Origin of the sequence: Bacteroides sp. AM37-9 (assembly GCF_003603455.1) — a bacterium.
In the GTDB taxonomy this organism is placed as follows: Bacteria; Bacteroidota; Bacteroidia; order Bacteroidales; family Bacteroidaceae; genus Bacteroides; species Bacteroides xylanisolvens.
The window spans coordinates 1-26,797 of record NZ_QTNF01000046.1 but is presented as its reverse complement, the minus strand read 5'-3'; the positions used below and the strand labels follow the sequence as shown (position 1 = coordinate 26,797).

Here is a 26,797-nt window from a genome sequence, read left to right as displayed (position 1 = left end):
CAACCATGAAACACCCCAAACAGTCCATCCTCTCGAAAGATGGCATCAGTTATCTTATACCTTTTGTTCTCATTACCTCATGTTTTGCATTATGGGGATTTGCCAATGATATTACCAATCCGATGGTAAAGGCATTCTCCAAGATTTTCCGGATGAGTGCTACCGACGGAGCATTAGTACAGGTTGCCTTCTATGGAGGGTACTTTGCAATGGCTTTCCCGGCTGCCATATTCATCCGCAAATATTCCTACAAAGCCGGTGTTTTGTTAGGACTGGGAATGTATGCTTTCGGAGCATTTTTATTCTTCCCCGCCAAAATGACGGGAGAATATTATCCGTTTTTGATTGCCTATTTCATCCTGACCTGCGGATTGTCCTTCCTCGAGACAAGCTGTAACCCGTATATTCTTTCTATGGGCACGGAAGAAACAGCTACCCGGCGTTTGAACCTTGCACAGTCTTTCAATCCGATGGGGTCACTTCTCGGAATGTATGTAGCCATGCAGTTCATTCAAGCGAAGTTACATCCGATGTGTACCGAAGACCGTGCATTGCTTAACGACAGTGAATTTCAAGCAATTAAAGAAAGTGATCTTAGCGTTCTGATTGCTCCTTATCTCATTATCGGACTTATCATTGTGGCTATGTTACTTCTGATACGATTCGTCAAGATGCCGAAAAATGGAGATCAGAATCATAGAATAGATTTCTTTCCTACACTGAAACGCATTTTCACCCAAACGCGTTATCGTGAAGGGGTAATTGCTCAATTCTTCTATGTAGGCGCGCAAATTATGTGCTGGACTTTCATCATTCAGTATGGAACACGCTTGTTCATGTCACAAGGTATGGACGAGAAAAGTGCGGAAGTGCTATCACAACAATATAATATCATAGCAATGGTGATATTTTGTATCAGCCGTTTCATCTGTACATTCATTCTGCGCTATCTCAATGCTGGTAAATTGCTGATGATCCTCGCTATCTTCGGAGGTATTTTCACTTTAGGCGTAATCTTCCTTCAAAATATCTTCGGAATGTATTGCCTTGTAGCAGTATCGGCTTGCATGTCATTGATGTTCCCTACCATCTATGGTATTGCCTTGAAAGGCATGGGAGATGATGCTAAGTTTGGAGCTGCAGGCCTTATCATGGCTATCCTGGGAGGTTCTGTTCTTCCACCGCTACAGGCAAGTATCATTGACCTGAAACAAATAGCCTGGTTACCGGCTGTCAATGTTTCATTCATTCTACCCTTCATCTGCTTCCTTGTAATCATTGGTTATGGTTACCGTACAGTGAAAAGAAATTGGTAAAAAACAAACTTAAAAATAGTGACGCTATCCCATCATGATACCGTCACTATCCCACCCATATAGTGACGCCATCCGCAGTGGATAGCGTCACTATTTCATTCATCTTTTTTTCATAAAAAATTCCCTTTTGACAATGCCATATATAGATGCGACAAAGTGAAGAATGTAGCTAATTTCACATTTAATAATCTCAAACAAACAGGGTAGCAATAGCTTTCTGCTGTGTTGGCATATCCTGCCGAACAATATATTGATGTTAATTTTCAGGTAGATCCTTCGTTGATTAGGTTATTACAACGCGCGTCTCAGCACCAATTATGCAATACTGGACACTAAATATTATAAGTTTTATATAATTCCCCAAGGCAAACGAAGGAAAATTGTTGCAACCAAGCGAATGGTATCATGTAGCCGTGACTTATGACACCGAAGAAAAGACTTTATGTTTAAAATAGGACACTCCTATGGTGAGCCAGAGAATATGACTCGTCAATTAAATGGTGAAATCTGCGAAGTACGCATATGGAACGTAATACGTTCACAAGAAGAAATTTACAAGAATATGTATGATGTCGATCCTCAAACTACAGGTTTAAAAGCCTATTGAAAGTTTAATGAAGGCAAAGGGGATATAGCGAAAGACTATACAGAAAACGGCAATGATGCAAAAGCATATACTAAAGCTATTTGGCCGGAAGACATTGAAGTGACACAAAAAAACAAAGAATAATAACTACCTAAAATTTTCAACCTAAAACGCTGCCACATTTTTACTCCTACTTTAAGTTACATAAAAGGGAATACTAAAATATGACAGCGTTAATAATTAACTCTCTACTATGGAATAATTTAAATTGCCTTCTGATGAATTTGCCAAATATGCACAGATTCATTCACAAAAAATATAAACTCAAAGAGTAGCCATTATCTAAAAAAAAGTCGTAGCTTTGCAATAACCTAAAAATTAAATTGATATGGAACAACAAGACAAATATATACGCTTTGACTGGGCTGTGAAAAGACTTCTCCGCCAAAAAGCAAATTTCGGCGTATTAGAAGGTTTCTTGACTGTCCTTCTCGGTGAAAACGTGAAAATCATAGAGATATTGGAAAGTGAAAGCAACCAACAAACAATCGATGATAAATTCAACCGGGTAGATATTAAAGCCAGAAACAGTAAAGACGAAATCATTATTGTAGAGATCCAAAATACACGGGAGCTCTATTATCTGGAACGTATCTTATACGGAGTGGCAAAAGCAATCACTGAACATATTTCTTTAGGAGAACGCTACTATGCGGTGAAAAAAATATACTCTATCAGTATTCTATACTTCGATATCGGCAAGGGAGAAGATTATTTGTATCATGGACAAAACCACTTTATCGGAGTACATACAGGAGACAGACTGGAAGTAACTACTAAAGAAAAAGACGCCATCGTCCATAAGATTCCGGCAGAAATCTTTCCGGAGTATTTCTTGATTCGTGTGAATGAATTCGATAAAGTGGCCGTCACTCCATTGGAAGAGTGGATTGAATACTTGAAAACCGGTTGCATTCGCCCCGATACAACAGCCCCCGGTCTGGAAGAAGCACGCCAGAAACTTATCTATTACAATATGTCCAAGGAAGAAAGACATGCCTACGACGAGCACCTTAGTGCCATCATGATACAAAATGATGTATTAGATGGAGCAAAACTAGAAGGGCGTATGGAGGGACGCATGGAAGGAAAAATGGAAGGAAAAATGGAAGGAAAAATGGAAGAAAGATTAGAAATTGCTAATAATTTAAAGTCATTAGGAGTAGACATAACAGCCATCCATAAAGCTACCGGGCTATCACCGGAGGAGATTGAAAAGTTATAAACAATCAAAGGCTATATATTAAATTACAAACAAGAGTCGTGTGAGAAAATCATACGACTCTTATTTTAATATATAGCCAATAGTAACAGACTGGAAGTAACTACCAAAGAAAAAAAGATACCATCAATATATTACCAATATTTCACACTCCATTTTAACAATTAGAATTCATCCACAAATCACACACTCTAAATCATCAGCACCCATATACAGCAGAATATATAACAATAAAATATTTTATACAACTTTTATTTGCGATTAGTCATAGAAAACGTGTATATTAGCAGTAAGCCTAACATTTACACAAATAAAGCAATTGATTTATTATTACTTTTTAGTACCTTTACTTCATAAATACAATTTCCTATCCATAAGAAGGAAAGACATTTATATTAGTTGATTATTTGTATATGATAAAACACAAGCAAACAGCTATTGAGATATGTTCCGATAGCACTCTATTTAAGTCCAGAGCGCCCCCTCTTCAAATATTCACATATTAGACTGATTCATCATGCCTGAAAACAAAAAGAATAAATCAAATTAATCATCGTTACTTGGAGGGAAAGCCTTCCTTATAATAAAATTTAAAACATTAATCAAGATTAAAAACCTCCTGTGACACTTCTATTATCCCGATTATCCTATATGGCTCTCCTATTGATATGAACCAAGACTATAAAAGAAATGCTTCTTTAGCCGATACATTCTTGTATATGCCATTCAATATCGAAAACTTAAAAATCGAGATATCTGTTCTTATCAAAAACTACCGCTTTCTTAGAAAGTCATTCTTACAGAAAATATTCGGAGAAAAGTTTCTGGAAACAGATATCGAAGAAATGCCGGAAGAGGATAACTACCAACTCATCAACAAGGTAAAGAAATTCATATTGGATAACGAATCACTAAAGATAAGCCATATTGCCAGTGAAACGGGCATAAGCCGGACTAAGTTTTTCATTAAATGGAAATTCATGACCAGGATTCGTATGGAAAAAGCACGCGAACTATTGGAAAGCGGAAAATATCGCATACAGGAGATACCTGAAATGGTCGAACTAAAAGATGTAAAGAACTTCCGCAATAAATACAAGAAACACTTCGGCATAGCGCCAAGTGAAACATTAAGAAATATTTAAAAGCAGGAAAATTCAATATTACTATTGTCTTAATAAAAAAGAGATGTATTTAATGGAAAAATGGTATATCTCTTTTGCAAGTATACCGACAAGCAAAACATAATTGCCAACAAATCACAACTCAATCATACCATTCATCGCATCATTAATACCAAATAGAAACATCCCAACATTCAAAACTGACAACAGTATCTACTTATTAAAACTTATCATTATTTTTACTTCGTAGAAATATATCAATCATTCCTTCTTATAAAAAAACCTAACCTCCATTATCTTTCCAGTTTATATATTATGAGGAAATACAGAATGGTATTAAATGAGACATTCCTCAATAATACCCAATATACAATACGCTCCCCTACACATCTACAGGAGACAAAATAATATTCAACCAATAAAACTAATTAATTATTGTTACTTAGAGGATATTCACCGTTTCTTCCCCTCCCAAAAAATGATGTTAAATATTAGGATAGTGAATTTCCTCTTTTTTCTGAAATGAAAGAAATGGGTCTATTTCATCTGAGTGACGTCACTAAAAAATATAATATGAAATACTTATTACAAACGTCACCCCTCGTTTACAGTGCCATAGCAATACTCATTCTTTATCAATTAAACTTTACCTCAATACTCCTGGCAGGAGGTATTTCTATTTATTGGATTATAACACATATCATTACGATACAGAAAGAAAGAAATCTTCTAAAAGAAGGGAGTCAATATTTTATAGACTCTTTCGAGAGCATTCGTACTCCGCTTACATTAGTTCATACTCCATTGAAAATAGCATATAATGACGTTTCCCCCGAAAATATCAGAAAAGAGCTATCACTAGCTATCCAAAACATAGATTGCCTCAACATACATTTAACCAGATTGATGGATTTAAAGCAATTGTTTGCAAACACTGAAAAGCTGAATTCCTCGGAATATGAACTGGGAGCATTTATCAAAAACAGAATTACTTCTTTAAAAACACATGCTGCCAACAATTTGGTAGGGCTGAACATTAAAACAGACTTTAATTATGCCAGCGTCTGGTTCGACCAAAGCAAAATATCTCCGGTGATCGACAAATTTATAAAATATGCCATAGACCATACCGAACAAAAGAAAACTATTACCCTGCTAATCACCTCTAATCCTGAATACTGGCAAATAAAAATAACTGATTTCGAAAATAAGAAAATACTTCAATGTTATAAATGTAAAAATTGGCAACTATTCAAACGAAAAGAAGAACTCGAATACAATTTTGCAAAAAATATATTCTGCAAAAGGTTGATAAAGATGTGCAATGGAAAGATTCTGATTAACCATTCCAGCCACACTATTGCTCTAAAATTCCCTTCAAAAGATTCGCCGGAAAATGTTCACCAACATACCGCCATACAAATCGAGTCAAATCCGGCAGAAGAAAGAACAGATACTTTATTCGGCAAGGATTCACAAAAGAGAAATTCCACTAAACCGTTGGTCGTCCTCGCTGACAGCAATAAAGAGTTCAGGTTGTACCTGGAAGAACGTTTATCAAAGGATTTTATCGTAAAAAGTTTCGAGAATGGTTTGGATGCTTTAGAATGTATAAAAGAGGAATATCCGGATTTAGTGATTTGCGACATTATGCTCCATGGAATGTACGGCAATGAACTATCATCGAGACTAAAAACATCAGGAGAAACATCCGTTATCCCTATTATCCTCTATGGCTCACATATAGATACAGGACAACGCAGCAAAAGGGAAAGCTCCCTGGCTGACGTATTCTTATATATACCTTTTCACGTCGAAGATTTAAAAACAGAAATGAATGTCCTTATCAGAAACAACCGTTTCCTCAGAAAATCATTCTTAGAAAGAATATTTGGAAAGAAGTTTCTGGAAGTTGGGGAAGACAAAATTTCAGATGAGGAAAATTACGACCTTATCAATCAGGTAAAGGAGTTTATTCTAAGAAATATAGATAAGGAAAATCTGACAATAGATGAAATCGCCTCAGAACTATATATGAGTAGAACCGCTTTCTTTACGAAATGGAAAGCACTGACAGGAGAAGCGCCCAAGTACTTGATTTACCGGATTCGTATGGAAAAAGCACGTGAGCTATTGGAAAGCGGGAAATACTCCGTCAATGTTCTTCCCGAAATGATCGGATTGAAGAGCCTCAAAAACTTCCGTCATAAATACAAAGAGTATTTTGGTATAACGCCAAGCGAGTCTATCATGAAAAAACAATAAAACAAATACGAAGCTATATATCCGAAGATCCCACCGACAGGGATCTTCACTATAACACTTGCATAAAGAAACCTTTCTTTTTTTACTTCTTCATGCAGTATTGTATTAATCGTAGCATTTACACTATGTACGTACACCTTAATTTTGAAATTAATAATCTAATTATTTAAACAGTATGAAAACTTTAACTAAAATGAAAAAAGTTTGTTGTTTTAATCGCTTTGTCTTATTGGCAATGACACTGAGCATGGTCACTTCTTTTACTGCATGTAGCAGTGACGACGATTCGGACATTCCCGTATATTCCCTTAAAGATGTTGATGGCAATTATTCCGGCACAATGCTGACGGAATCCACCCCCGTCAGTCCCCAGGCAAATGCAGAAGAGGGAGAAGAACCGGCAGGAGCCGAAGTTACTGCCGAAGTAAAAGACAATCAGATTATGATTAAGAAACTTCCGGTTGACGATCTGATTAAAAGCATCGTCGGTGAAGAAAATGCAGGAGCTATCATCGAAAATTTGGGTGATATTAACTACAACATTCCTTATACACCGACCTTTGATGAAGGTAAATCTAACATCTTACTTCAACTAAAACCTGAACCACTGGAAATTAAATACACCGAACCGATTCAAGTACAAGAAGAAGGACAAGAACCGGCTGAAAATCTTATAACAGTAACTATTGAAGCTGAAAAGAATGGCGTTTATGCTTATGACGGCAAAAAACTGACATTCGTTATCAAAGCAACTGGAGTAAAAGTCGGAGATGTAAATTTCCCCAATTTCCCCGTTACAACATTCACTTTCAGCATGGTCAAGAAGTAATACAAACCTTTCGCTGAAAAAAAGAAAATGGAGCATGCCTGCGCGCAAGACATGCTCTTTTTTTTATACCTTTGTGAAGAAACCAACTATACAAAATGACTACAACAGAAAACATTCGAAAAGAATTGCAGGATTTGGTAGATTCCAAGTATCAGGAATTTCATTCTGCCCTGGTTCCCGGAATCGGGAATATTCTTGGTGTACGTATTCCGCAACTACGAATATTGGCTAAAGAAATCGCAAAGAGAGATAACTGGCGTATGTTTGTGGAAGCAACCGATACTAAGTTTTATGAAGAGACAATGCTTCAGGGAATGGTTATCGGATTAGCTAAAATGGAACTGGACGAACGAATGAAACACATAAGCATGTTCGTTCCACGTATCGACAACTGGGCTGTATGTGATATCTTTTGCGGCGAACTGAAGACTGCCGTGAAGAAAGGAAAAGAAACTGTATGGCAGTTTATCCAGCCTTACCTCATATCTCCCAAAGAGTTCGAAATCCGCTTCGGGATTGTGATGCTTTTCCATTATGTAGACGAAGAACATATCGACGCATTACTGGCACACGCAGACACTTTCAGCCACGATGCTTATTATGCACGTATGGCTATGGCCTGGATGATATCCATCTGTTTCATCAAATTCCCCGAAAAGACAATGGAGTACCTTAAACAGAGCAAGCTGGATAACTGGACTTATAATAAATCATTGCAGAAAACTATCGAATCTCTCCGTGTAGACAAGGAAACTAAAGATATACTTCGCGGTATGAAACGGAGGTAATGACGCCATAAAAAATAAAGCTCGGTAACTGTTCTGCTTACCGGGCTTTATTTTTTATGATGTATCAAATGATTTATGATATAGCAAATGAATTAATTCCTCTTTACCTTTTTTCTTCTGCTTCTGCGCCTTTGTTGTTTCCGGCGGCTGTAACGTTGCCATCTTTTATATATCATCCAGCCGCTCATCAAAGCAACGACGACAAAGATAAGAATAGTGATACCCACTCCTAAATTATCCCCCTTAATACGCGACCAGATATCAAGAACTTCTTTTGTCTTATCGCCGAAGTCACGAATCATAGCGCATCGTTCCACTACTTTGCGGTCGGGATATTGTATCTTGTCAATCTGTATGCTATCAGCACCCGGTCCGAAGAAATAACTTAAATCGGAAAAATAGGTAAGTGTCGTGTCTATCTTCTCTTCCAGAATCTCCGGAGTAGCAATCGAACTTACATATCCGCAGAAATCCATATTTCTCAGAGCAATGTCCGGACGACACATGAAATTGATAAAATAGCTGGCTGCTTCCGGATTCCTTGCATATTTCGGAATCACCCAACCGTCATACCATATATTACTTCCTTCCTTCGGAACTTCATAATCCAAGTCCACACCTACTGCATCGGCTTCTTCAATCGCCCATATTGCGTCACCACTCCACGTCATATTCAGCCAGGCCTTGTTCTTCGTCATCATCTCCTTGCCGAAATCGGCTTCCCAGCCTGCTATATTCGGTTTCAGGGCTTTCAGATATTTTTCCGCAAGCTCCATAGCCTGTGGAGAATAGTCGTTCATCAGTTCTTCCACTGTCACACTCCCCGCTTCCAGTTCCTTGGCGTGCGCATAAATGATAGCCGTACCGTAAGCGTCGCGGTAACTATCCTTCATAAGGATTTTGCCGGCATACTTCTTATTCCAAAGACAATCCCAGGATGCAGCGACCGAATCAGGAACATAAGCCCGGTTATAAAGAAGTCCCGCAGTTCCCCACATATAGCATACCGCATAACGGCTGGCTTCTTCACCCGGCTGGCTCAATTTATTAATCTGCTCCCGTATGAACGGAGCCACATTTTTCATATAGTTGGGAGAATGGGCAAAATTAGTATCAATAGGCAGAAGCAGGCGCTTCTTCAACATACGCTCAATAATGTATTCCGAAGGGCAGACCACGTCGAAATCCTCATGTCCCTTCTCTATCTTGGTCAACATTATCTCGTTAATGTCGAATGTCTGATAAACGATGCGGATATTTTCGCCTGTCTGTTCTTTATAATATGCTTGAAAATCCTCGAGCACACCATCCCCGATATAATCCGCCCAGTTATAGATTTTAAGAACCCGTTCGCGAGGCTCGCCGGAATTATAACATCCCGTCAAACTCAGCAACAACAGGATAGCAGGAATTATTCTTTTCATAATTAATAATTTTACAATGTACAAATATACCAATACAGAAAACGTGCCGCCATGCAATCAGCATATCAGTGTATTGGCATATTGAATAATTATTTCTTCTTCGCTTTCCCTGCCCGGTGATTGATCACAATAAGCAACGCCAACACCACAACAAAAATAATAGCGGAAAGCGGACGAAGTTCAGGGGTCAGCCCTCCTTTGCGGGCATCAGCATAAATATAAGTAGAGAGCGTCTCCAGACCTTGATTACCGATGGTAAAGACAGTTACGGCAAAATCATCAATGGATAGGGTCAATGCAAGCATAAAACCACTAATCATTCCCGGACGAATCTCCGGAACAATGACTTTCCACAAAGCCTGCATAGGAGTCGCTCCCAAGTCAAGAGCGGCCTCATAAATATTCGGGTTCATCTGCTTCAAACGAGGCAGAACGCTCAAAACAACGTATGGCGTACAAAAAGTAATATGAGCAAGCACTACGGTTGTGTATCCTTGTGTGATTCCTAAAGAAACAAACAAAAGGAAAAGCGAAATACCCGTGATGATATCTCCGTTCAGAATAGGAATACTATTCACAAAACTAATCGCTTTACGCGAACGGGATTTCAGATTAAAGATGCCGATAGCAGCCACACTACCCAGCAAGGTAGATGCCGTTGCAGCCAGCAGAGCAATAGTAATCGTGTTAATCAATGCATTCATCAAAGAATGATGCGTGCCTGTAGTGAAAAGCGAAGTATAAAGTTTTGTGGAGAAACCAGTCCAGTTGCCCAGCACTTTCGCTTCGGTAAAAGAATAGATGACGATAATCACGATAGGAGAATAAAGCAGCAACAGCAATATCCACAAGTAAGCCTGCGCAAATATTTTCTTTACCATAGCCCGCCTCCTTCGTTCGAATTGTCCTTATCGTCTGTGCTAAACAAAGAAGTTGCAGCAATCAGCAGCAACATAATAAGCGAAAGTGCCGCTCCATAGTTCCACATGCTGTTATTGATATTTTCCTGAATCGTTGTACCAAAGAGTTTGATGTTATTCATCGTCAGCAACTCGGCAATGGCAAATGTCGATATAGTCGGCATGAACACCATCATAATTCCACTCATCACACCCGGCATAGAAAGCGGAAGGACTGCTTTCAGAAAGACTTGCAGCGGATTGGCTCCCAAATCTTGTGCAGCTTCAATATAACTATGATCCATCTTCTGCAACGTGTTGTAAATAGGATAAATCATAAAGGGGATAAAGTTGTATACCATACCGAATATCAATGCTCCCTCGCCCAACGGTACACTAAAAAAGTCGAACAAGGCAACCGTAGCAAGGGTACGCACAAGAATATTTACCCACATCGGCAGGATAAACAGTACGACCATCGTCTTGGAACGGTTCAGCTTACTGTTACTCAATATCCATGCTGCAGGATAACCAAGTAAAATACAAACAAGGGTGGTAATGATAGCAATACCGATAGAATATACAAAGGTATTGATTGCTTCGGGATGTTCGAAGAACTTCTGAAAATTGGCGAGTGTCAAATGACCGCTATCATCGGTAAAGGCATATACGACAATTAAAAACAGCGGTATAATCACAAAGATCGCCGAAAAAATAATGTAAGGGAGAGTCCAACTCTTACGTGATGACAAAAAGACTATAAACTTCTTATTCACTTCCTTTCCTGTTAATCGGTTATTTTAATTATACGAATGGCATCTGGAGGGATGGTAATACCTACACGGTCTCCGTCGTCCCATACATCGTTCGTATCTACAAATACATTCTCGTCCCAGTCTGACAATACGGTCAGATGATAATGGTCGCCCTTGTAAAGGATGAATTTCACCTCACCTGTGAGCGTTCCGTCTTCTTCATTATCCTGAAGAATCACTTTTTCAAAGTCTACCTCCACTTTGACATTCGTATCGGCAGCTATATCTTCCACCGGAGTACATTCAAAGTTACAGCCCAGGAATTCCACATGAGTGGCATCCAGCAATTTTCCTTCAAACGTATTGCAGATACGCTCTTTCTTCATGATGTGAATATCAAACGGCTTCACCAGCAGTCCGACTTCCGCTCCTACTTCAAAATGATGGTAATCCTGCACCAGGAATTCATATCCGCCGCACATCACCGTCATTTCATAATGCACACCTTTGAAAATAGAAGTCTCTACCACGCCTACCAACTGCGCCATATCCGAAACGGGGAAAATATAAAGATCTTCCGGACGGATGACTACGTCTACCGGAACATTTTCACCAAATCCTTCATCCACACATTCAAACTCCGTGCCGCAGAAGCGTACCAGCTTATCATGAATCATGGTACCATTGAGGATATTGCTTTCTCCGATAAAGTCGGCAACAAAAGCGTTGATGGGTTCATTATAAATATCAATCGGTGTACCGATCTGCTGAATCTTTCCTTCACTCATCACAACAATCGTATCACTCAACGTCAATGCCTCTTCCTGATCGTGAGTGACGTAAACAAACGTTATACCCAAAGATTTATGCATTTCTTTGAGCTCCATTTGCATATCCTTACGCATTTTCAGGTCGAGCGCTGCCAGCGGCTCATCCAATAGCAACACTTCCGGCTCATTCACAATGGCACGGGCAATGGCTACACGTTGTTGCTGACCACCGGAAAGAGAATCCACATCGCGGTATTCATAATCTGTCATACCTACCATCTTTAAAGCAGCTTTCACTTTCTTCTCAATGGTTTGTTTCGGTGTCTTTTTCAGTTTCAGGCCGAAAGCAATGTTATCATATACATTCAAGTGCGGGAATAAGGCATATTTCTGAAATACCGTATTCACGGGACGCTTGTGGGGAGGAGTTTGTGTTATTTCCATCCCCGAAATTCGGATCTCGCCTTCCGAAGCCGTCTGAAAACCGGCAATGAGACGCAACAACGTGGTTTTACCGCAACCGGAAGGACCAAGTATAGTGACAAACTCGCCCTTTTTCACGTTTAGAGTCACATCATCCAATGCTGTTTTATCGCCAAAATACTTCGATACGTGGCTCACCTCAATGATGGATTTATCTTCTTGCATATTCATACTAAAGTTTGGGCTGCAAAGGTACACATTTCTGCGGTTTTCACCTAGGTGTTAATCTAATATAACAGTGTTTTTCGATGCCCGACAGAAAAAAAATCTATCTTTGCATAAATATTTATTCACTAATTTTACAAAAGCATGAAAAAGTTAACTTATTTAGTTATTGCAACGGCAGCGTTAGGCATGGTAGCTTGTACGGGCGGAAACAAAGCCGGATACGTTGTCACAGGTACGGTAGAAGGTGCAAGCGATGGTGACACCGTTTATCTTCAGGAAGCTACTGGCAGAAATTTGACCAAACTAGATACAGCCGTTATCACCAAAGGTACTTTTACCTTTGAAGGTACACAAGATTCTGTGGTTAGCCGCTATGTCACTTGCGAAGTGAACGGAGAGCCATTGATGATTGATTTCTTCCTCGAAAACGGAAAAATCAACGTTGCCCTGACCAAGGATAACGACGCTGTGACCGGTACTCCTAACAATGATGCATACCAGGAAATCAGAGCTCAAATCAATGACATCAGCAAGAAAATGAATACCATTTATGAAGCAATGGGCGACACTTCTTTAAGTGATGAGCAGAAAGAAGCCAAACAAAAAGAGGGTGCCCAGCTGGAAGAACAGTATGACAAAGTAATCAAAGAAGGTGTTAAGAAGAACATCGCCAATCCGGTCGGAGTTTTCTTGTTTAAACAAACGTTCTACAATAACTCTACTGACGAAAATGAAGCTTTGTTGCAACAAATTCCTGCGAATTTCCAGAATGACGAAACAATCGTAAGAATCAAAGAGATGACCGACAAGCAGAAAAAGACTGCCGTAGGTACTCAATTTGTTGATTTCGAAATGCAGACTCCGGAAGGAAAGACTGTGAAGTTGTCTGACTACGTTGGTAAAGGTAAAGTGGTATTGGTTGACTTCTGGGCTAGCTGGTGCGGTCCTTGCCGTCGCGAAATGCCTAATCTGGTAGAAACTTACGCTAAGTATAAAGGTAAGAACTTCGAAATTGTAGGCGTATCTCTCGACCAGGATGGAGCTGCATGGAAAGAAGCAATCAAGAAGATGAATATGACTTGGCCACAAATGTCCGACCTGAAATTCTGGCAAAGTGAAGGTGCACAGCTTTATGCAGTAAACAGTATTCCTCACACTGTATTGATCGATGGCAGTGGTAAAATTATTGCTCGCGGTTTGCATGGAGAAGAACTTCAGGCTAAAATTGCAGAAGCTGTAAAATAACAGATCGAAAGAGAAGGTTTTTCAAAGGCTTTAAAGTTCAAACAAGGGGCTGTTCGAAAAGCCTTGATCCTATAAAATCACGCTTACTACGACATGTTGCAGTAAGCGTGATTTTTCTTTTTAGAGACTTTTCAGATGGCTCCTTGCTTATTAAAAACTTCACAAGTCAACAACCAAACAGATAAAATTCAGCCCCTGTAATTCTCGAAAGAACACAGGGGCTGAATCTATATATGAAAGTAAGGGAGAAGGACTCCCCTACTTCTATTTCAAACAAATTAGATAAACCAACGTACGTAGCAGAAGTCTTGACGGTGTGGAAGCTCCGGATTCTTCGGGAACATACGGTAAGACACCTTGAAGCTACCTGCATTTGACAAGCTGTGTTTAACTTGGAATGTATACAAGTTACCTTCTTTCTTGATGACACTAAACGGTTCTACAGAGTAAACATGTTGTTTGCCGTCTGCAGTTGTGTAAGTAGTAACCAATTCAAGTCCCACTGCATCATTCAAGCCTTTTTCATCGATCACGTAAGTAATAGTATATTCTTTTCCGCTTTCGATGTCACCGTTCTTCAGGTCTTCTACCTTGTCGCAAGATACGATTTCAATAGCATCCCATTTAGCAACCACTTCTTCTTTCCAAGCTGCGATTTCTTTTGCTTTTGCATTATCATTAGCAGCCAAAGTTTGGAAGCGTTTCGCCAGTTTGCAATAGAATTTGCTATAGTAATCATCCAACTGACGCTTCATTGTATAATGAGGAGCGATCTGTGCGATAGAATTCTTCACCACTTTGATCCAGCCTTCAGAATATCCTTTCTTATTACGTGCATAATACAACGGCAAGATTTCAGTTTCAAGAATACTGTAAATAGTAGCAGCATCCAACTGATCCTGATGTTCCTGGTTCTGATAAGTACGTTTTTCTGTCAACGCCCAACCTGCACCTTCACGGTAACCTTCCAGCCACCATCCGTCTAATACAGAGAAGTTAACAACACCGTTCATCAAAGCCTTTTCGCCCGATGTACCGGATGCTTCCAACGGACGAGTCGGAGTATTCAACCAGATATCAACGCCTGAAACCAGACGACGAGCCAATTGCATATCATAATTTTCAAGGAAGATAATCTTACCCAGGAATTCCGGACGGCGAGAGATCTCGATAATACGCTTAATCAAACCCTGACCTGCACCATCGTGCGGGTGAGCTTTACCTGTAAACAGGAATTGTACCGGGTAATCAGGATTATTCACAATCTTAGAAAGACGATCCAAATCGGTGAACAACAAGTGTGCACGTTTGTAAGTAGCAAAACGACGACCGAAACCAATCAGTAATGCATTCGGATTGATCTTATCCATCAATGAAACGATACGGGAAGGGTCTCCCTGGTTCTTCAACCATGTATCGCGGAATGACTTACGGATATAGTCAACCAACTTATTCTTCATAGTCATACGAGTCTTCCAAATCTCTTCATCGGGCACATTGTAGATAGCTTCCCAAATCTTAGGATTAGATTGATCGAACCAGAAATTTTCGTTGAAATATTTAAAGTACAGTTCTTTCCATTCAGTTGCACTCCAAGTCGGGAAGTGAACTCCATTCGTTACGTATCCTACGTGGCTTTCTTCCGGGAAATAACCTTTCCAGATAGAAGAGAACATTTCTTGAGAAACCTTTCCGTGCAGCCAGCTCACACCGTTCACTTCCTGTGAAGTGTTACAAGCAAAAACAGACATACAGAAACGTTCGCCCTTGTCACCCGGATTGTTACGTCCGAGATCCATCAAGTCATCCCAAGTGATACCCATTCTGGAAGGATAACCACCCATATATTTGCCGAACAGGCCTTCATCAAAATAGTCGTGACCTGCAGGAACCGGAGTATGAACAGTGTAAAGAGAAGAAGCACGAACCAACTCGATAGCTTGATCGAAAGTCAATCCTGTAGCTACATAGTCGCAGATACGCTGAACATTGATTAATGCAGCATGTCCTTCATTACAGTGATAAACATCTTTCTTGATGCCCAGTGCTTTCAAAGTCAGGATACCACCGATACCCAACAAGATTTCTTGTTTCAAACGGTTTTCCCAGTCGCCACCATAAAGCTGGTGAGTGATAGGACGGTCGAATTCACTGTTCATTTCATTATCCGTATCAAGCAGATACAAAGAAATACGTCCAACGTTTACACGCCATACGTTTGCATGAACAAAATAATCAAGATAAGGAACGTCAACTATCAACGGCTGACCATTGGCATCCATTACACGTTCGATAGGAAGTTGACCGAAGTTTTGTGCTTCGTAGTTGGCAATCTGCTGTCCATCCATAGACAACGTTTGAGTAAAGTAGCCGTAACGATACAAGAAGCCTACCGCACACAAATCAACATTGCTGTCGGAAGCCTCTTTCAGATAGTCACCAGCCAATACACCCAGACCACCGGAATATATTTTCAGGACGCTGCTCAAGCCATATTCCATACTGAAATAAGCGATAGATGGGCGTTGCTCATCCGGCTTCACATCCATGTAATCTCTGAATTTCGTATAAACTTCATTCATTCTTCTTAGAATCACTTTGTCTTTTGCCAGCGCTTCCAGCTTTTCATAGCTCATACGTTCCAACAACAGTACTGGATTCTGTCCACATTCTTTCCAAAGTTCCGGATCTAGATCTCTAAACAGTTCAGTCGCTTCAAAATTCCATGCCCACCAAATGTTGCGTGCGATTTCAGACAACTTCTCCAACTCTTCCGGTATACGTGATTTTACAGTAACCTCTTTCCAGTTGGGAGTATTCACATTACTAACTTTGATTTTCATAATGTTTACGTTTACTTATTGATAAATAATTCTTTCTTAACTCAACTGACGCTTCATAGCATTGCGCAAGGCAATGTCATAAGCCTCATAGTAATATTGTATAAAGTGCTTCCATAAAGCCTGTTCTGCCACTTCGGCAGCACGCTTACGGATTTCCTTCACTTCTTTCTCCGTCTTATCCGCAAATAACGTAATCGTATCTTTAATACCATCCGCTACTTCCGAATAATTATAGTCCGAACGATGCAGCACTTCTACTCCATCATTAATGCCATGCTGGTTCTTCAGGCTGTTTACCCAAAGTCCGAATCCTGCCAGATCAGTAGTGATTGTCGGCACATGGAATGCTACACTTTCCAGTGGAGTATATCCCCACGGTTCGTAATAAGAAGCATAGACACTCAAATCCTGTCCCAACAATATATCATAATATTCTTTATTCATGATGCCATCACGACCATTCAGATAACAAGGTACAAAAATCACTTTTACCTTATCTTCCGGACGATTGCCCATTCCCAGATATTTCAACATATCCAACACCTGATCATGAGTCATATTATGCAGCCAATGAGTGATAAATGGTACTTCGAGCGGAGTGTCAAACTTCTCCTTGCTCTTCAAACGTCCCTGCAAATCCTCACGGGGGTCTCCTACCCAACCGGGTACATTGATGAATGCCAATACATTCTTATGCAAATTCTTATCCCTGTTCAAGCGGTTTAATGATTCCAAAAATACATCAATACCTTTATTCTTAAACTCATATCGTCCACTGGTTCCGACAATTAACGTATCATCACCCAGATTTGTTCCCAATAATTTATTCGCTACATTGAGCATCAAGGCACGCGCACGTTTACGTTTTCCGGTAAATGTGCTTCCTTTCGGTACAAAATCATCTTCAAAACCGTTCATCAGCACAACATCTGCCGGTTTATCCAGTAATTCCTTACACTCATTATTGGTTATTTCGCTCACTGTCGTAAAGCAGTCTACATAATGTGCAGTCTGTTTTTCAATCGAGTGTTTCGATTGCATGTTCAGTTCCTGCGCCATCTGGTCGCCATTATAAGCAAACAGATAGTCGTACAACGGTTTATGATTACCGGCAATAGAACGACCGATAGAAGTAGCATGGGTCGTAAAAATAGTAGCCACCTCCGGCACAGCTTCCTGTACATAAAGTGCTCCCATTCCAGTCATCCATTCATGCGCCTGATATACCACCTTATCCGTTTCTGTCAGGTTGTAGCGATAGAAACTCTCCACCACTCTTCCCGCAGCGTATGAAAACATAGAAGCTTCGTCGTAATCGCCATAAGCGTGCAACGAATCTACTTGATAACGATTCCACATTTCTGTGTATATATCGTCTTTCTTTTCAAAAAAAGGTTGGAAATCAACAAGAATGACTATGGGTTCACCGGGGATATTCCATCGTCCTATACGGACAGAAAGTTCGTCTTTCTCAAGTGCATGCTTTTTCCAGGCAGCACATAGGTTATCCGACTCGATGAATAGAGGGTTTTCTTTTCCTTGCCATACATCAGGACCTATGAAGAAAATTCTGTCGCGGAACTTTTCCTGCAATGTATTTGCCCGTGTCGACAAGACGGTGTATATTCCTCCCACTTTATTACATACTTCCCAGCTGGACTCGAAGATATAATCGGGGGTTAATAAATCTTTTACCATATAATATATTAAAACTCTTTTTAGTATGCGAGTGCAAAAGTACACATTATTCTTTGAAAAATAATACTTTATGCGAAAAATATGAGTTAAGAAGAGGAAAGAAACGTTGCCCTATAATGAAAAAAGAATATCCCCTTGCACATGCAAAGCTGCATGTACAAGGGGATTGAAACTCCTTTATAGGAAATATTCTTGCTAAAAATTATGCAACGAGTGCACTACCGATCAAGAAGGTTGCAGCCAAAGCAACGATTGCATAAAGCTCGGGGAATACGGCAAGAATCAACGTATTACTAAATACATTGTGTCCCTGTCCGATAGCTGCAATACCGTTTGCACAAACTTGTCCCTGACGGATAGCGGAGAATAAGGCAACCAATCCTAAAGCAATACCTGCACCAAGAACTGCTGATGCCTGGATAGCTGTAATTTCAGGAGTCAAAATGCTGAAGATAGTCTGAAACATGAAATAACCGGCAAAACCATAAAGACCCTGTGTACCCGGAAGGGCTGTCAATACCAGGAAGTTACCGAATGCACTATCATTCTTCTTCAATGCTCCGATGGCAGCATTACCTGCAATAGTTACTCCGTAAGCACTACCGATGCCAGACAAACCAACCATAATCGCGATGCCAATGTAGGCGATAAACAAATTCATTTCCATAATCTTATTCTATTTTTTATTGTTTAATTCTTAAAATATTAATTCTCTATTTCTAATTTTTAATCTTCAGTTTTTTCAATTTCTGAACGGTTTGTACTCTTTACCGCCTCCTTCATATCCGGAGTTCTTGAAGAACTCAACGAACGTCAGACGCATTGGGTGAACCATTGCACCCAGCACATTCATGAAAATATTGATTGCATGACCGATCACGAAAATCAGCACCATTACAATCGGGCCTGCTATTACATTATCCGGACTCATACCTACTGCCAGACTGTTGAACACTCCCGCCAGAATACCTCCGGAAAGTCCGAGGGCAAACAGACGAACGTAGGACAAAACATCTCCTAGCAAACCGGTAACCATGTTGTATGAATCCCACAATCCCAATCCGATATTCAGGAATATGTTCTTTCCCGGACTGTTATAAAGGAAAATCATAGCAGCTGAAACACCCAGGATTATCAAGTGCACCGTGCTTCCCATCGGCATTACGTCCGGTAACAAAGCTGAAACTGCCATTGAAACCAGCAGGATGATCCATCCGATAGTTGCCACTGCATATTTGAAACCAAACTGAATCGTCTGATTCACAGCTTTCAGCACCATACCGAATAAAATCTGGATAGCTCCCAATATCAACGATAATTGGAACATATCATTATTATCCATCATGACAGCATGTTTCAAACGTTGAACAATCGGCCAATCCAAATTGTAGATGTTCGCTCCGAAGAACGTACCAGTCAGCAAACCGCAGAAGAACGTTGATACCGCCAATACCTGTATCAATGAGATGATTGACTTCATTGACGGGGTTACTTTCTTCGCCATCAACCGATAGGCCGTAGCTCCCAGGAACAGGAACAAACCATATCCGGAATCTCCCAGACAAAGTCCGAAAAAGACCATAAAGAATGGGGCAAAGAACGGCGTCAAGTCCAATTCATTATACTTCGGAAGCATATACAGCTTACAGATCGGTTCGAACCAAGCAAAGAATCCCTTATTATTCAATCGAATAGGAACATTATCGCCCGGCATCGGATCGGTAATCTCATAATATACATGTGCGTCATTCAGATAGGCCTCTATCTCCACTTGGCTGAATGCAGGCGCCCATCCTTCAATCAACATCAGTTTGTCACCGGCAGTCTGTTCGGAACTTAACACAACTTTAGAAAATTCAATCTGGCTTTGCAACTCTTTCAGAGCAGCCTTCAATGAAGGAATATCCGTTTCGGAAAGCGCAACCAGTTTCTTTTCATTCTCTTCAACTGCCTGTTCTGTTGTATTGTAAAGCGTTTCAAGATGTGCCAAAGAGTATGCAGGTAATTTAGCCTGCTCCACATCCAAGTCCACTTCCTCTCCGCCTTTCGTTACAGTCACGAAGAATACTTTAGAAGAAATGCGGTTCACAATCATTGCATTGTATTCCGTTTCCCACTCTTCTTTGTAATTTCCTTCCGAACAGCTATAGAAACCGATTACATAACCGGCATCTTTCAGCTTCTGAACATTTGCCGGTTCAAAGTTGCCCCAGGCTTCCAGAGCTTCTTTTTCTTTGGCATAGCTTTGCAACTGCTGCGACAACTTTCCATGCTCTGTCTGTAAAGCATCCACTTCGTCCAGCACTTGCATTCCACGGGCAGCCGTTCCTCCTTCCGTAGCAATCACGGCATTCTTTTCATGCTTCTGGTTCTGAAGCAACTTCAAGGTAGCCGCCAAACGGTTGGAAAGACGAATATTATCCTGCAACTCCGTGTTATCGGCAGCCCCCTGTTGTTTCTCCACAATGTGGACTACCCCAAGTTCCCGCAGACTGTTCAGGAATTCTTCATATTCTTTGTGATACACCAGAAAGGTGAGTTTCTTCATTTTTGTAATCATGCCTCTACCTCCTTCCTTTTTTCTTGATGGGACTTCATGATCTTTTGCGAAGATTTCGACAGGTTTTCTTCATCTTCCATAAATCGCTTGATCTTTCGCAATGCATCCTGATAGCCCGGTATCTGCACCTTCTCAAAAAGGTTCACCTTTTGAGTGGTCTTTTTCCTTGCATGTTCTAACAAGTTCAGCTTGGCGAGCATAAATTCACGTTCAATTGCCGTATGAGCCAGCTCTTCCAACAGGTGGATACCGTCGGCATACCACTTGGGAGCATTAAACATACTGTACGGACGTATCTCGAATTCTACATTCTCGAGCAACGGTACGCGCACACCCGCAATCTTTTTCACGCCAAGATGAACATCATTCACCTTTATTAATGAAGCGTCAAACTCATTCCAAAGGGCGAACATGGCTTCATAGGCTTGAATTTGTTGTTCGAGCCTATCCTCCAGATCGGCAGCTTCCGTTTTACAGCGTTTCACTTCCATGCGGAGGGCGCTTTCCTTATTCTTAATGATAGGAAGCGTACGCACCCGCACTTTCAGTTGCTTTTCGAGCTGCTGAAGAGAGGTTTTGTTATATTGAAACTTTATAGCCATCTCGTTGATTTACTAATTTAACGATTTACAATCAGGCGATTGAAATTACTTCTTATAAACATAAATAATCCACAAATTTCAACCGTAAATGGTAAATCGTCTAATCGTCTAATTATTTTGTTTTGGCCAGTATTGATCCACCAAGTCTTTCTTGATATTCACCTCTTCCGGACGGAAGTATTTACCGAACAAGCCCCAGGCAACGTCCAGCATTTCAGTTGTATCAAGGTTAACATCAATTGCCAATAACTGATTGGAATAGTCCTTCGCAAAAGCCAACGTACGTTCGTCGTAGTTTGTCAGGTCGAAACCATTTTCCATCTTCGTCTTAGCGTTAGCTGCATCGGCATAAAGACGTACGGCAGCATTCATCACCTGCGGATGGTCTTTACGCGTCTTCTTACCGGTAACCAGCTGTTTCAAACGAGACAACGAACGGAACGGGTCAACAATAACCTTACCAATATCACTATCACGACGCAGGAACAACTGACCTTCTGTGATGTAACCCGTGTTATCAGGCACAGCGTGAGTAATATCTCCACCGGACAAAGTAGTCACCGCAATAATTGTGATTGAACCACCGGAAGGGAACTGCACCGCCTTTTCGTAAATCTTCGCCAAGTCCGAGTAAAGTGATCCCGGCATAGAATCTTTAGACGGAATCTGGTCCATACGGTTGGATACGATTGCCAACGCATCGGCATAGCTCGTCATATCGGTCAACAGTACCAGCACTTTCTCATTATTATTTACTGCAAAATATTCAGCAGCAGTCAGTGCCATATCCGGAATCAGCAAACGTTCTACCGGCGGGTTTTCGGTCGTATTCATGAAACTCACGATACGGTCGAGTGCACCGGCATTAGAGAACACATTCTTAAAATACAGGTAGTCATCATTCGTCATACCCATACCGCCGAGGATAATCTTATCCGTTTCAGCACGTAAGGCCACGTTTGCCATTACCTGGTTGAACGGTTGGTCCGGGTCGGCAAAGAACGGAATCTTCTGACCGGATACCAATGTATTGTTCAAGTCGATACCGGCAATACCCGTTGCAATCAGTTCCGACGGTTGTTTACGCCGAACCGGATTCACAGACGGACCACCAATTTCCACTTCCTGTCCTTCAATGTCCGGACCTCCATCAATCGGGTCACCGAAAGCATTGAAGAAACGTCCGGCCAGCTGCTCACTCACTTTCAATGTAGGCGATTTGCCGAGAAATACTACTTCGGCATTGGTCGGAATACCTTCCGTACCTTCAAATACCTGCAAAGTGACATCGTCACCGGCAATCTTTACCACCTGTGCCAGTTTACCGTCCACGGTGGCAAGCTCATCATACCCTACTCCTGTCGCTTTCAACGAACAAGTAGCCTTGGTAATCTGAGTAATCTTGGTATATATCTTTTGAAAAGCTTTTGTTGCCATCTTACTTATTTACGATTTAACAATTTACGATTTACGATTGAAGTTTCCTCTCTTCAATCAATTCCTTCAGTTGTTTCTGGAATCCTTCATACTGTTCTGATTTGAACTTCGAGTAGTTCATCTGCTTACAGATATTAATCATCTTCTTAAAGTAGTCCATTACTTCGTTGAAGTTATCAAATTCAAATTCCGTATGACAGATGTCGATTATCATATTCAGAATGTCTTCCTGACGTTCCATCGGAGTTACCGCGTCAATTTCGTCGAAAGCATCCTGTTGCAGGATTACAAAGTCAATCAATTCAGATTTCCAGAAGATCACGTGATATTCTACCGGCACACCATCGTCACCAAGGATATTGATCTGTTCGGCAATTTCCTTACCACGCTGTAAACGGGTCTTAAGTTCATTTACCTTTCCGATCCATTCATCATTGATATGACCTTTGATATACTCTTCAAATTCCGGATATTCGATATATTTTGAATAAGAATCAATCGGATTCACTGCCGGATAACGTTTTTTATCGGCACGGTCCTGTTCCAATGCATAGAAACAGCGGGCTACCTTCTTCGTATTTTCAGTTACCGGCTCCTTCAAGTTACCACCGGCAGGAGATACTGTACCGATAAATGTAATAGAACCCGTTTCGTCATTGCTAAGTTTTACATATCCCGCACGACCGTAGAAGTTGGAGATAATAGCCGAAATATCCATCGGGAAAGCATCTGGTCCAGGCAACTCTTCCATACGGTTGGACATCTCACGCAGAGCCTGCGCCCAACGAGAAGTAGAGTCGGCCATCAACAAGACTTTCAATCCCATTGAACGGTAATATTCCGCCAGTGTCATCGCTGTATACACAGATGCTTCACGGGCAGCAACCGGCATGTTGGAAGTATTGGCAATAATAATAGTACGCTCCATCAACTTACGTCCTGTGTGCGGGTCTACCAGTTCGGGGAACTCGGTAAAGATTTCCACCACCTCATTCGCACGTTCACCGCAAGCTGCAATGATAACGATATCCGCTTCCGCCTGCTTAGAAATAGCATGCTGAAGCACCGTTTTACCTGTACCGAACGGACCAGGAATAAATCCCGTACCACCTTCCACAATCGGATTCAGCGTATCAATCACACGTACACCAGTCTCCAACAATTTGAAAGGACGCGGTTTTTCCTTATAATTCGTCATCGCACGTTTTACGGGCCATCTCTGAATCATAGTTACAGGAATATCATTACCTTCTTCGTCTGTCAGGATTGCGATGGTATCTTCTATCTTATAATCACCTTCCGGCATGATTGTTTTTACGGTAGCCGTTCCCTTCATAGTGAACGGGGCCATTATTTTCAACGGCTGAAAGTTTTCATCCACCTGTCCCAACCATGCAGAAGCCTGCACTTTGTCACCTACATTCACCAATGGTACGAAATGCCATATACGCTCTTTATCCAACGGATACGTATATTGTCCTCTCTTCAGGAAAACTCCGTCCATCTTGTCGAGGTCATTTTGCAAACCATCATAGTTTTTCGATAACATACCCGGGCCTAATGTCACCTCAAGCATGTGTCCTGTAAATTCGGCTTCGGCGCCCACTTTCAGTCCACGGGTACTTTCAAACACCTGGACATATACATGTGAACCTACAACCTTAATCACCTCCGCCATCAACTTATCGCCACCGGTCGAGATATAACAAATCTCATTTTGAGCTACCGGTCCGTCAACGACGAGGGTCACCATGTTGGCAATAACGCCACTAACAGTTCCTTTTGTTGCCATATATTTTTTTTATTTTATTATCTGAATTCTGCAGGAATCTGCACTTCGTTCTTCAGCGACTCAATAATGCTTCTGAACAACTGATTACCTCTTTCCTTATCCAGTGAAATCCACCTTTCAATCATTTCCAGCTTCAGCAGGAAAGCAAAAATACGCTCAATAGTGAAATAGTCGAAGAAAATAGCATCCTCCATCCAGTTCCACCGCAAGGCATCCAACTTCTTCTCACGCTCCACCAGTTCTGTAATCTCACTGATTTTCACTAACGATTCAAAAACATCCACTTCACCGGACAGTCCGAAATCGCGGGCACTTGATGTACGCAATGCTTCGCATACTTCCGTATTTCCCACAACATTGGAAGCAATATCCCACTTGAATTTACGGCTGGTAAATGCAACAAGAATATTATTGATGTTCAGATTGAATTCAAACCAGGCAGAAACAAACTTATTTCCACACTTCATGGCATACTCATAATACAAAGCAGCCAGATGATCTTCGTGCAAAGTCGTACTTTCAGCCGGAGTATTCAAATAATCAGTTATAAAAGTGGAGAGATAAACCGGAAATTCTTTAGGACTGATTTCTCCGCCTTCTCTCAGAACAGAAATATATTCTGTGAGTTCTTCAGCAGAGTAGTTTCCCCGTTTGTCGATTTCCGCTTCTTTATCTTTGAGAAGTTTCAGCACATTTGCATTATCAAACTTCAGATAAAACAAGTCGATCAACTTCCGGTCTGAAGCAGACAATCCATTGTAGATTTCAGTTTTAAAATCGGCTACTGTATAGCTCAGCTTACTGTCTTCCAGTGAAAGTTCCGGCAAACCTGCTACCAAGTAATAGTACTTACTACTCATAGTCGCTTCTTTTAAAATAGCATTTCTACTAATTGAGGACGCAAGAACGCTTTGAAGTAATTCATGAATTCTTCTTCTCCGAAGTTCACCTTATACGAACCGTCCGCCGGAGAAACGGTAAACAGAGTCTTGATACCATTTACTTGCTGGATAGTCACTCCCTTGTCTAATAAAGCTTTTGCATGAGCTGCAAAATACTTTTTCAGTGATTCCGCATCGGCTGTTGAGATGACGATAGGTTCGTCTATGCTCCATTTGGATGCCAATGCTACGATAAACGCGTTCAGATAATCTTTATCCTGAGCGAAATCTTTCACGGAAGCGGTTATCAACTTGTCAGTTACCATTGTAGCGACTTCAGATTTGAGCGCATTCACAGCCTGACCGGCAAATAGTTTTAACTCTGATTTAGTATTTTCTGCTAACTCATCAGCAGATTTACGAGAGGAGTTTACAATTGATTCTGCCTCTTTACGGGCATCCTCAATGATTTTCTTAGCTTCTTCCTGAGCATTCGCGATAAGTCTTTGCGCTTCCTCGTTTCCTTTTTCCACGCCTTCACGATAAATCTTATCGGTCAACTCTTGAATTTTGTTTTCCATATTAACAGGAGTATTTAGTATTATTACTATATTAACTATGTGTCCTTTCTCAGATTCTCGCCAAATTTACAAAAATCAATTTGATAAAAAAGAGAAAGAAGAAAAGAAAAAAGATTCGTTTGCAAAAAAATCACAGACCTACACCTATTTTGTTCCACTTTTGCCCTTTTCCTATTACTAAATGACACATTTCCGGATTTTTCAAACCGGAAAACAAATATAAGGAATCCAAAAGATATTTGAAAACAAATATATATTGAAAGCGACAAACAGGATATTAATACAAGATTAAATAACAAAAGCTATTGGTATCACATTTAGCATTAGTGAATACTGCTATCCTATTTGCGGAAGAAGAGAAGAGGTTATCTTTTATTCGTCCTTAAAAACAGCCCCTCTTGATTCATTGATGGATCTTTTTGCAAAGTACCAAACAACAGAAAGCCCCTTGATTCGTTGCTGAATCAAG

The 26,797-nt window shown here is 40.6% G+C and carries 19 protein-coding genes and 1 pseudogene; 7 read left to right on the top strand and 13 right to left on the bottom strand.

All coding sequences use genetic code 11. From position 1 onward, the window contains the following. Positions 1 to 5 precede the first annotated feature (5 nt). From fucP to DW862_RS22950, 6 genes and pseudogenes are all read left to right on the top strand, one after another. Complete coding sequence (fucP, locus tag DW862_RS22980) at positions 6 to 1,316, top strand: L-fucose:H+ symporter permease (RefSeq protein ID WP_008640670.1); 1,311 nt, start codon at positions 6 to 8, stop codon at positions 1,314 to 1,316. Positions 1,317 to 2,290: 974 nt separating this feature from the next. Beyond that, positions 2,291 to 3,187 (top strand): Rpn family recombination-promoting nuclease/putative transposase, encoded by an 897-nt coding sequence (locus DW862_RS22970; protein WP_120070661.1) that lies wholly within the window; start codon positions 2,291 to 2,293, stop codon positions 3,185 to 3,187. 599 nt (positions 3,188 to 3,786) lie between these two features. Then, positions 3,787 to 4,329, top strand: a pseudogene (locus DW862_RS22965) (helix-turn-helix domain-containing protein); the annotation flags it as partial. A gap of 552 nt (positions 4,330 to 4,881) precedes the next feature. After that, positions 4,882 to 6,573 (top strand): response regulator transcription factor, encoded by a 1,692-nt coding sequence (locus tag DW862_RS22960; protein WP_120070720.1) that lies wholly within the window; start codon positions 4,882 to 4,884, stop codon positions 6,571 to 6,573. A gap of 175 nt (positions 6,574 to 6,748) precedes the next feature. Further along, positions 6,749 to 7,402, top strand: a complete 654-nt coding sequence (locus tag DW862_RS22955) for a DUF4840 domain-containing protein (protein WP_120070658.1) — start codon at positions 6,749 to 6,751, stop codon at positions 7,400 to 7,402. Positions 7,403 to 7,497: 95 nt separating this feature from the next. Beyond that, positions 7,498 to 8,190 carry a DNA alkylation repair protein gene (locus DW862_RS22950; protein ID WP_120070654.1) on the top strand — a complete coding sequence of 231 codons (693 nt, stop codon included), beginning with the start codon at positions 7,498 to 7,500 and terminating at the stop codon, positions 8,188 to 8,190. A 92-nt stretch (positions 8,191 to 8,282) separates the two neighbouring features. Here the strand turns inward: DW862_RS22950 and DW862_RS22945 are convergent, their stop codons facing one another. From DW862_RS22945 to potA, 4 genes are all read right to left on the bottom strand, one after another. Then, a complete protein-coding gene (locus DW862_RS22945; RefSeq protein ID WP_008019764.1) occupies positions 8,283 to 9,614 on the bottom strand; it encodes an ABC transporter substrate-binding protein in 1,332 nt (443 codons plus the stop codon). Positions 9,615 to 9,703: 89 nt separating this feature from the next. Then, complete coding sequence (locus tag DW862_RS22940; protein WP_008022956.1) at positions 9,704 to 10,495, bottom strand: ABC transporter permease; 792 nt, start codon at positions 10,493 to 10,495, stop codon at positions 9,704 to 9,706. Further along, the gene (locus DW862_RS22935) at positions 10,489 to 11,289 is read right to left on the bottom strand and encodes an ABC transporter permease (protein WP_004316765.1); all 801 of its coding nucleotides are present in this window, start codon (positions 11,287 to 11,289) and stop codon (positions 10,489 to 10,491) included. The genes DW862_RS22940 and DW862_RS22935 overlap by 7 nt, the downstream gene beginning before the upstream one ends. Positions 11,290 to 11,300: 11 nt before the next feature. Further along, complete coding sequence (gene potA / locus DW862_RS22930; RefSeq protein ID WP_004316768.1) at positions 11,301 to 12,692, bottom strand: polyamine ABC transporter ATP-binding protein; 1,392 nt, start codon at positions 12,690 to 12,692, stop codon at positions 11,301 to 11,303. 138 nt (positions 12,693 to 12,830) lie between these two features. On the opposite strand from potA, the gene DW862_RS22925 reads away from it, so the two are divergent. After that, positions 12,831 to 13,934, top strand: a complete 1,104-nt coding sequence (locus tag DW862_RS22925; RefSeq protein WP_008022959.1) for a TlpA disulfide reductase family protein — start codon at positions 12,831 to 12,833, stop codon at positions 13,932 to 13,934. A gap of 278 nt (positions 13,935 to 14,212) precedes the next feature. Here DW862_RS22925 and DW862_RS22920 read toward each other — a convergent pair whose 3' ends face one another. The 9 genes from DW862_RS22920 to DW862_RS22880 all read right to left on the bottom strand — a co-directional run bounded on the left by DW862_RS22920 (position 14,213) and on the right by DW862_RS22880 (position 26,328). After that, entirely contained in the window at positions 14,213 to 16,777 is a 2,565-nt protein-coding gene (locus DW862_RS22920; protein WP_004316772.1) for a glycosyltransferase family 1 protein, read from the bottom strand. 36 nt (positions 16,778 to 16,813) lie between these two features. Then, positions 16,814 to 18,475, bottom strand: a complete 1,662-nt coding sequence (locus DW862_RS22915) for a glycogen/starch synthase (RefSeq protein WP_008019765.1) — start codon at positions 18,473 to 18,475, stop codon at positions 16,814 to 16,816. Positions 18,476 to 18,677: 202 nt separating this feature from the next. Next, entirely contained in the window at positions 18,678 to 19,142 is a 465-nt protein-coding gene (locus tag DW862_RS22910) for a V-type ATP synthase subunit K (RefSeq protein WP_008022961.1), read from the bottom strand. Positions 19,143 to 19,217: 75 nt separating this feature from the next. Beyond that, the gene (locus DW862_RS22905; protein ID WP_008022963.1) at positions 19,218 to 21,035 is read right to left on the bottom strand and encodes a V-type ATP synthase subunit I; all 1,818 of its coding nucleotides are present in this window, start codon (positions 21,033 to 21,035) and stop codon (positions 19,218 to 19,220) included. Continuing rightward, positions 21,032 to 21,637, bottom strand: coding sequence for a V-type ATP synthase subunit D (locus tag DW862_RS22900; RefSeq protein ID WP_004297640.1), 606 nt, complete (start codon positions 21,635 to 21,637; stop codon positions 21,032 to 21,034). The genes DW862_RS22905 and DW862_RS22900 overlap by 4 nt, the downstream gene beginning before the upstream one ends. Positions 21,638 to 21,745: 108 nt before the next feature. Next, the gene (locus tag DW862_RS22895; protein WP_004297639.1) at positions 21,746 to 23,074 is read right to left on the bottom strand and encodes a V-type ATP synthase subunit B; all 1,329 of its coding nucleotides are present in this window, start codon (positions 23,072 to 23,074) and stop codon (positions 21,746 to 21,748) included. Positions 23,075 to 23,105: 31 nt separating this feature from the next. Beyond that, the gene (locus tag DW862_RS22890; RefSeq protein WP_004316778.1) at positions 23,106 to 24,866 is read right to left on the bottom strand and encodes a V-type ATP synthase subunit A; all 1,761 of its coding nucleotides are present in this window, start codon (positions 24,864 to 24,866) and stop codon (positions 23,106 to 23,108) included. A 17-nt stretch (positions 24,867 to 24,883) separates the two neighbouring features. Continuing rightward, positions 24,884 to 25,726 (bottom strand): DUF2764 domain-containing protein, encoded by an 843-nt coding sequence (locus DW862_RS22885; protein ID WP_004316779.1) that lies wholly within the window; start codon positions 25,724 to 25,726, stop codon positions 24,884 to 24,886. An 11-nt stretch (positions 25,727 to 25,737) separates the two neighbouring features. Then, entirely contained in the window at positions 25,738 to 26,328 is a 591-nt protein-coding gene (locus DW862_RS22880; RefSeq protein ID WP_004316780.1) for a V-type ATP synthase subunit E family protein, read from the bottom strand. Between the last annotated feature and the right edge of the window lie 469 nt (positions 26,329 to 26,797).

Coding starts and splice junctions, on each gene's coding strand:
- DW862_RS22950 (WP_120070654.1), top strand. CDS start 7,498: ATGACTACAACAGAAAACATTCGAAAAGAATTGCAGGATTTGGTAGAT.
- DW862_RS22900 (WP_004297640.1), bottom strand. CDS start 21,637: ATGGCTATAAAGTTTCAATATAACAAAACCTCTCTTCAGCAGCTCGAA.
- DW862_RS22895 (WP_004297639.1), bottom strand. CDS start 23,074: ATGGCAACAAAAGCTTTTCAAAAGATATATACCAAGATTACTCAGATT.
- DW862_RS22890 (WP_004316778.1), bottom strand. CDS start 24,866: ATGGCAACAAAAGGAACTGTTAGTGGCGTTATTGCCAACATGGTGACC.
- DW862_RS22915 (WP_008019765.1), bottom strand. CDS start 18,475: ATGGTAAAAGATTTATTAACCCCCGATTATATCTTCGAGTCCAGCTGG.
- fucP (WP_008640670.1), top strand. CDS start 6: ATGAAACACCCCAAACAGTCCATCCTCTCGAAAGATGGCATCAGTTAT.
- DW862_RS22940 (WP_008022956.1), bottom strand. CDS start 10,495: ATGGTAAAGAAAATATTTGCGCAGGCTTACTTGTGGATATTGCTGTTG.
- DW862_RS22960 (WP_120070720.1), top strand. CDS start 4,882: ATGAAATACTTATTACAAACGTCACCCCTCGTTTACAGTGCCATAGCA.
- potA (WP_004316768.1), bottom strand. CDS start 12,692: ATGAATATGCAAGAAGATAAATCCATCATTGAGGTGAGCCACGTATCG.
- DW862_RS22880 (WP_004316780.1), bottom strand. CDS start 26,328: ATGGAAAACAAAATTCAAGAGTTGACCGATAAGATTTATCGTGAAGGC.
- DW862_RS22910 (WP_008022961.1), bottom strand. CDS start 19,142: ATGGAAATGAATTTGTTTATCGCCTACATTGGCATCGCGATTATGGTT.
- DW862_RS22970 (WP_120070661.1), top strand. CDS start 2,291: ATGGAACAACAAGACAAATATATACGCTTTGACTGGGCTGTGAAAAGA.
- DW862_RS22945 (WP_008019764.1), bottom strand. CDS start 9,614: ATGAAAAGAATAATTCCTGCTATCCTGTTGTTGCTGAGTTTGACGGGA.
- DW862_RS22920 (WP_004316772.1), bottom strand. CDS start 16,777: ATGAAAATCAAAGTTAGTAATGTGAATACTCCCAACTGGAAAGAGGTT.
- DW862_RS22955 (WP_120070658.1), top strand. CDS start 6,749: ATGAAAACTTTAACTAAAATGAAAAAAGTTTGTTGTTTTAATCGCTTT.
- DW862_RS22905 (WP_008022963.1), bottom strand. CDS start 21,035: ATGATTACAAAAATGAAGAAACTCACCTTTCTGGTGTATCACAAAGAA.
- DW862_RS22885 (WP_004316779.1), bottom strand. CDS start 25,726: ATGAGTAGTAAGTACTATTACTTGGTAGCAGGTTTGCCGGAACTTTCA.
- DW862_RS22925 (WP_008022959.1), top strand. CDS start 12,831: ATGAAAAAGTTAACTTATTTAGTTATTGCAACGGCAGCGTTAGGCATG.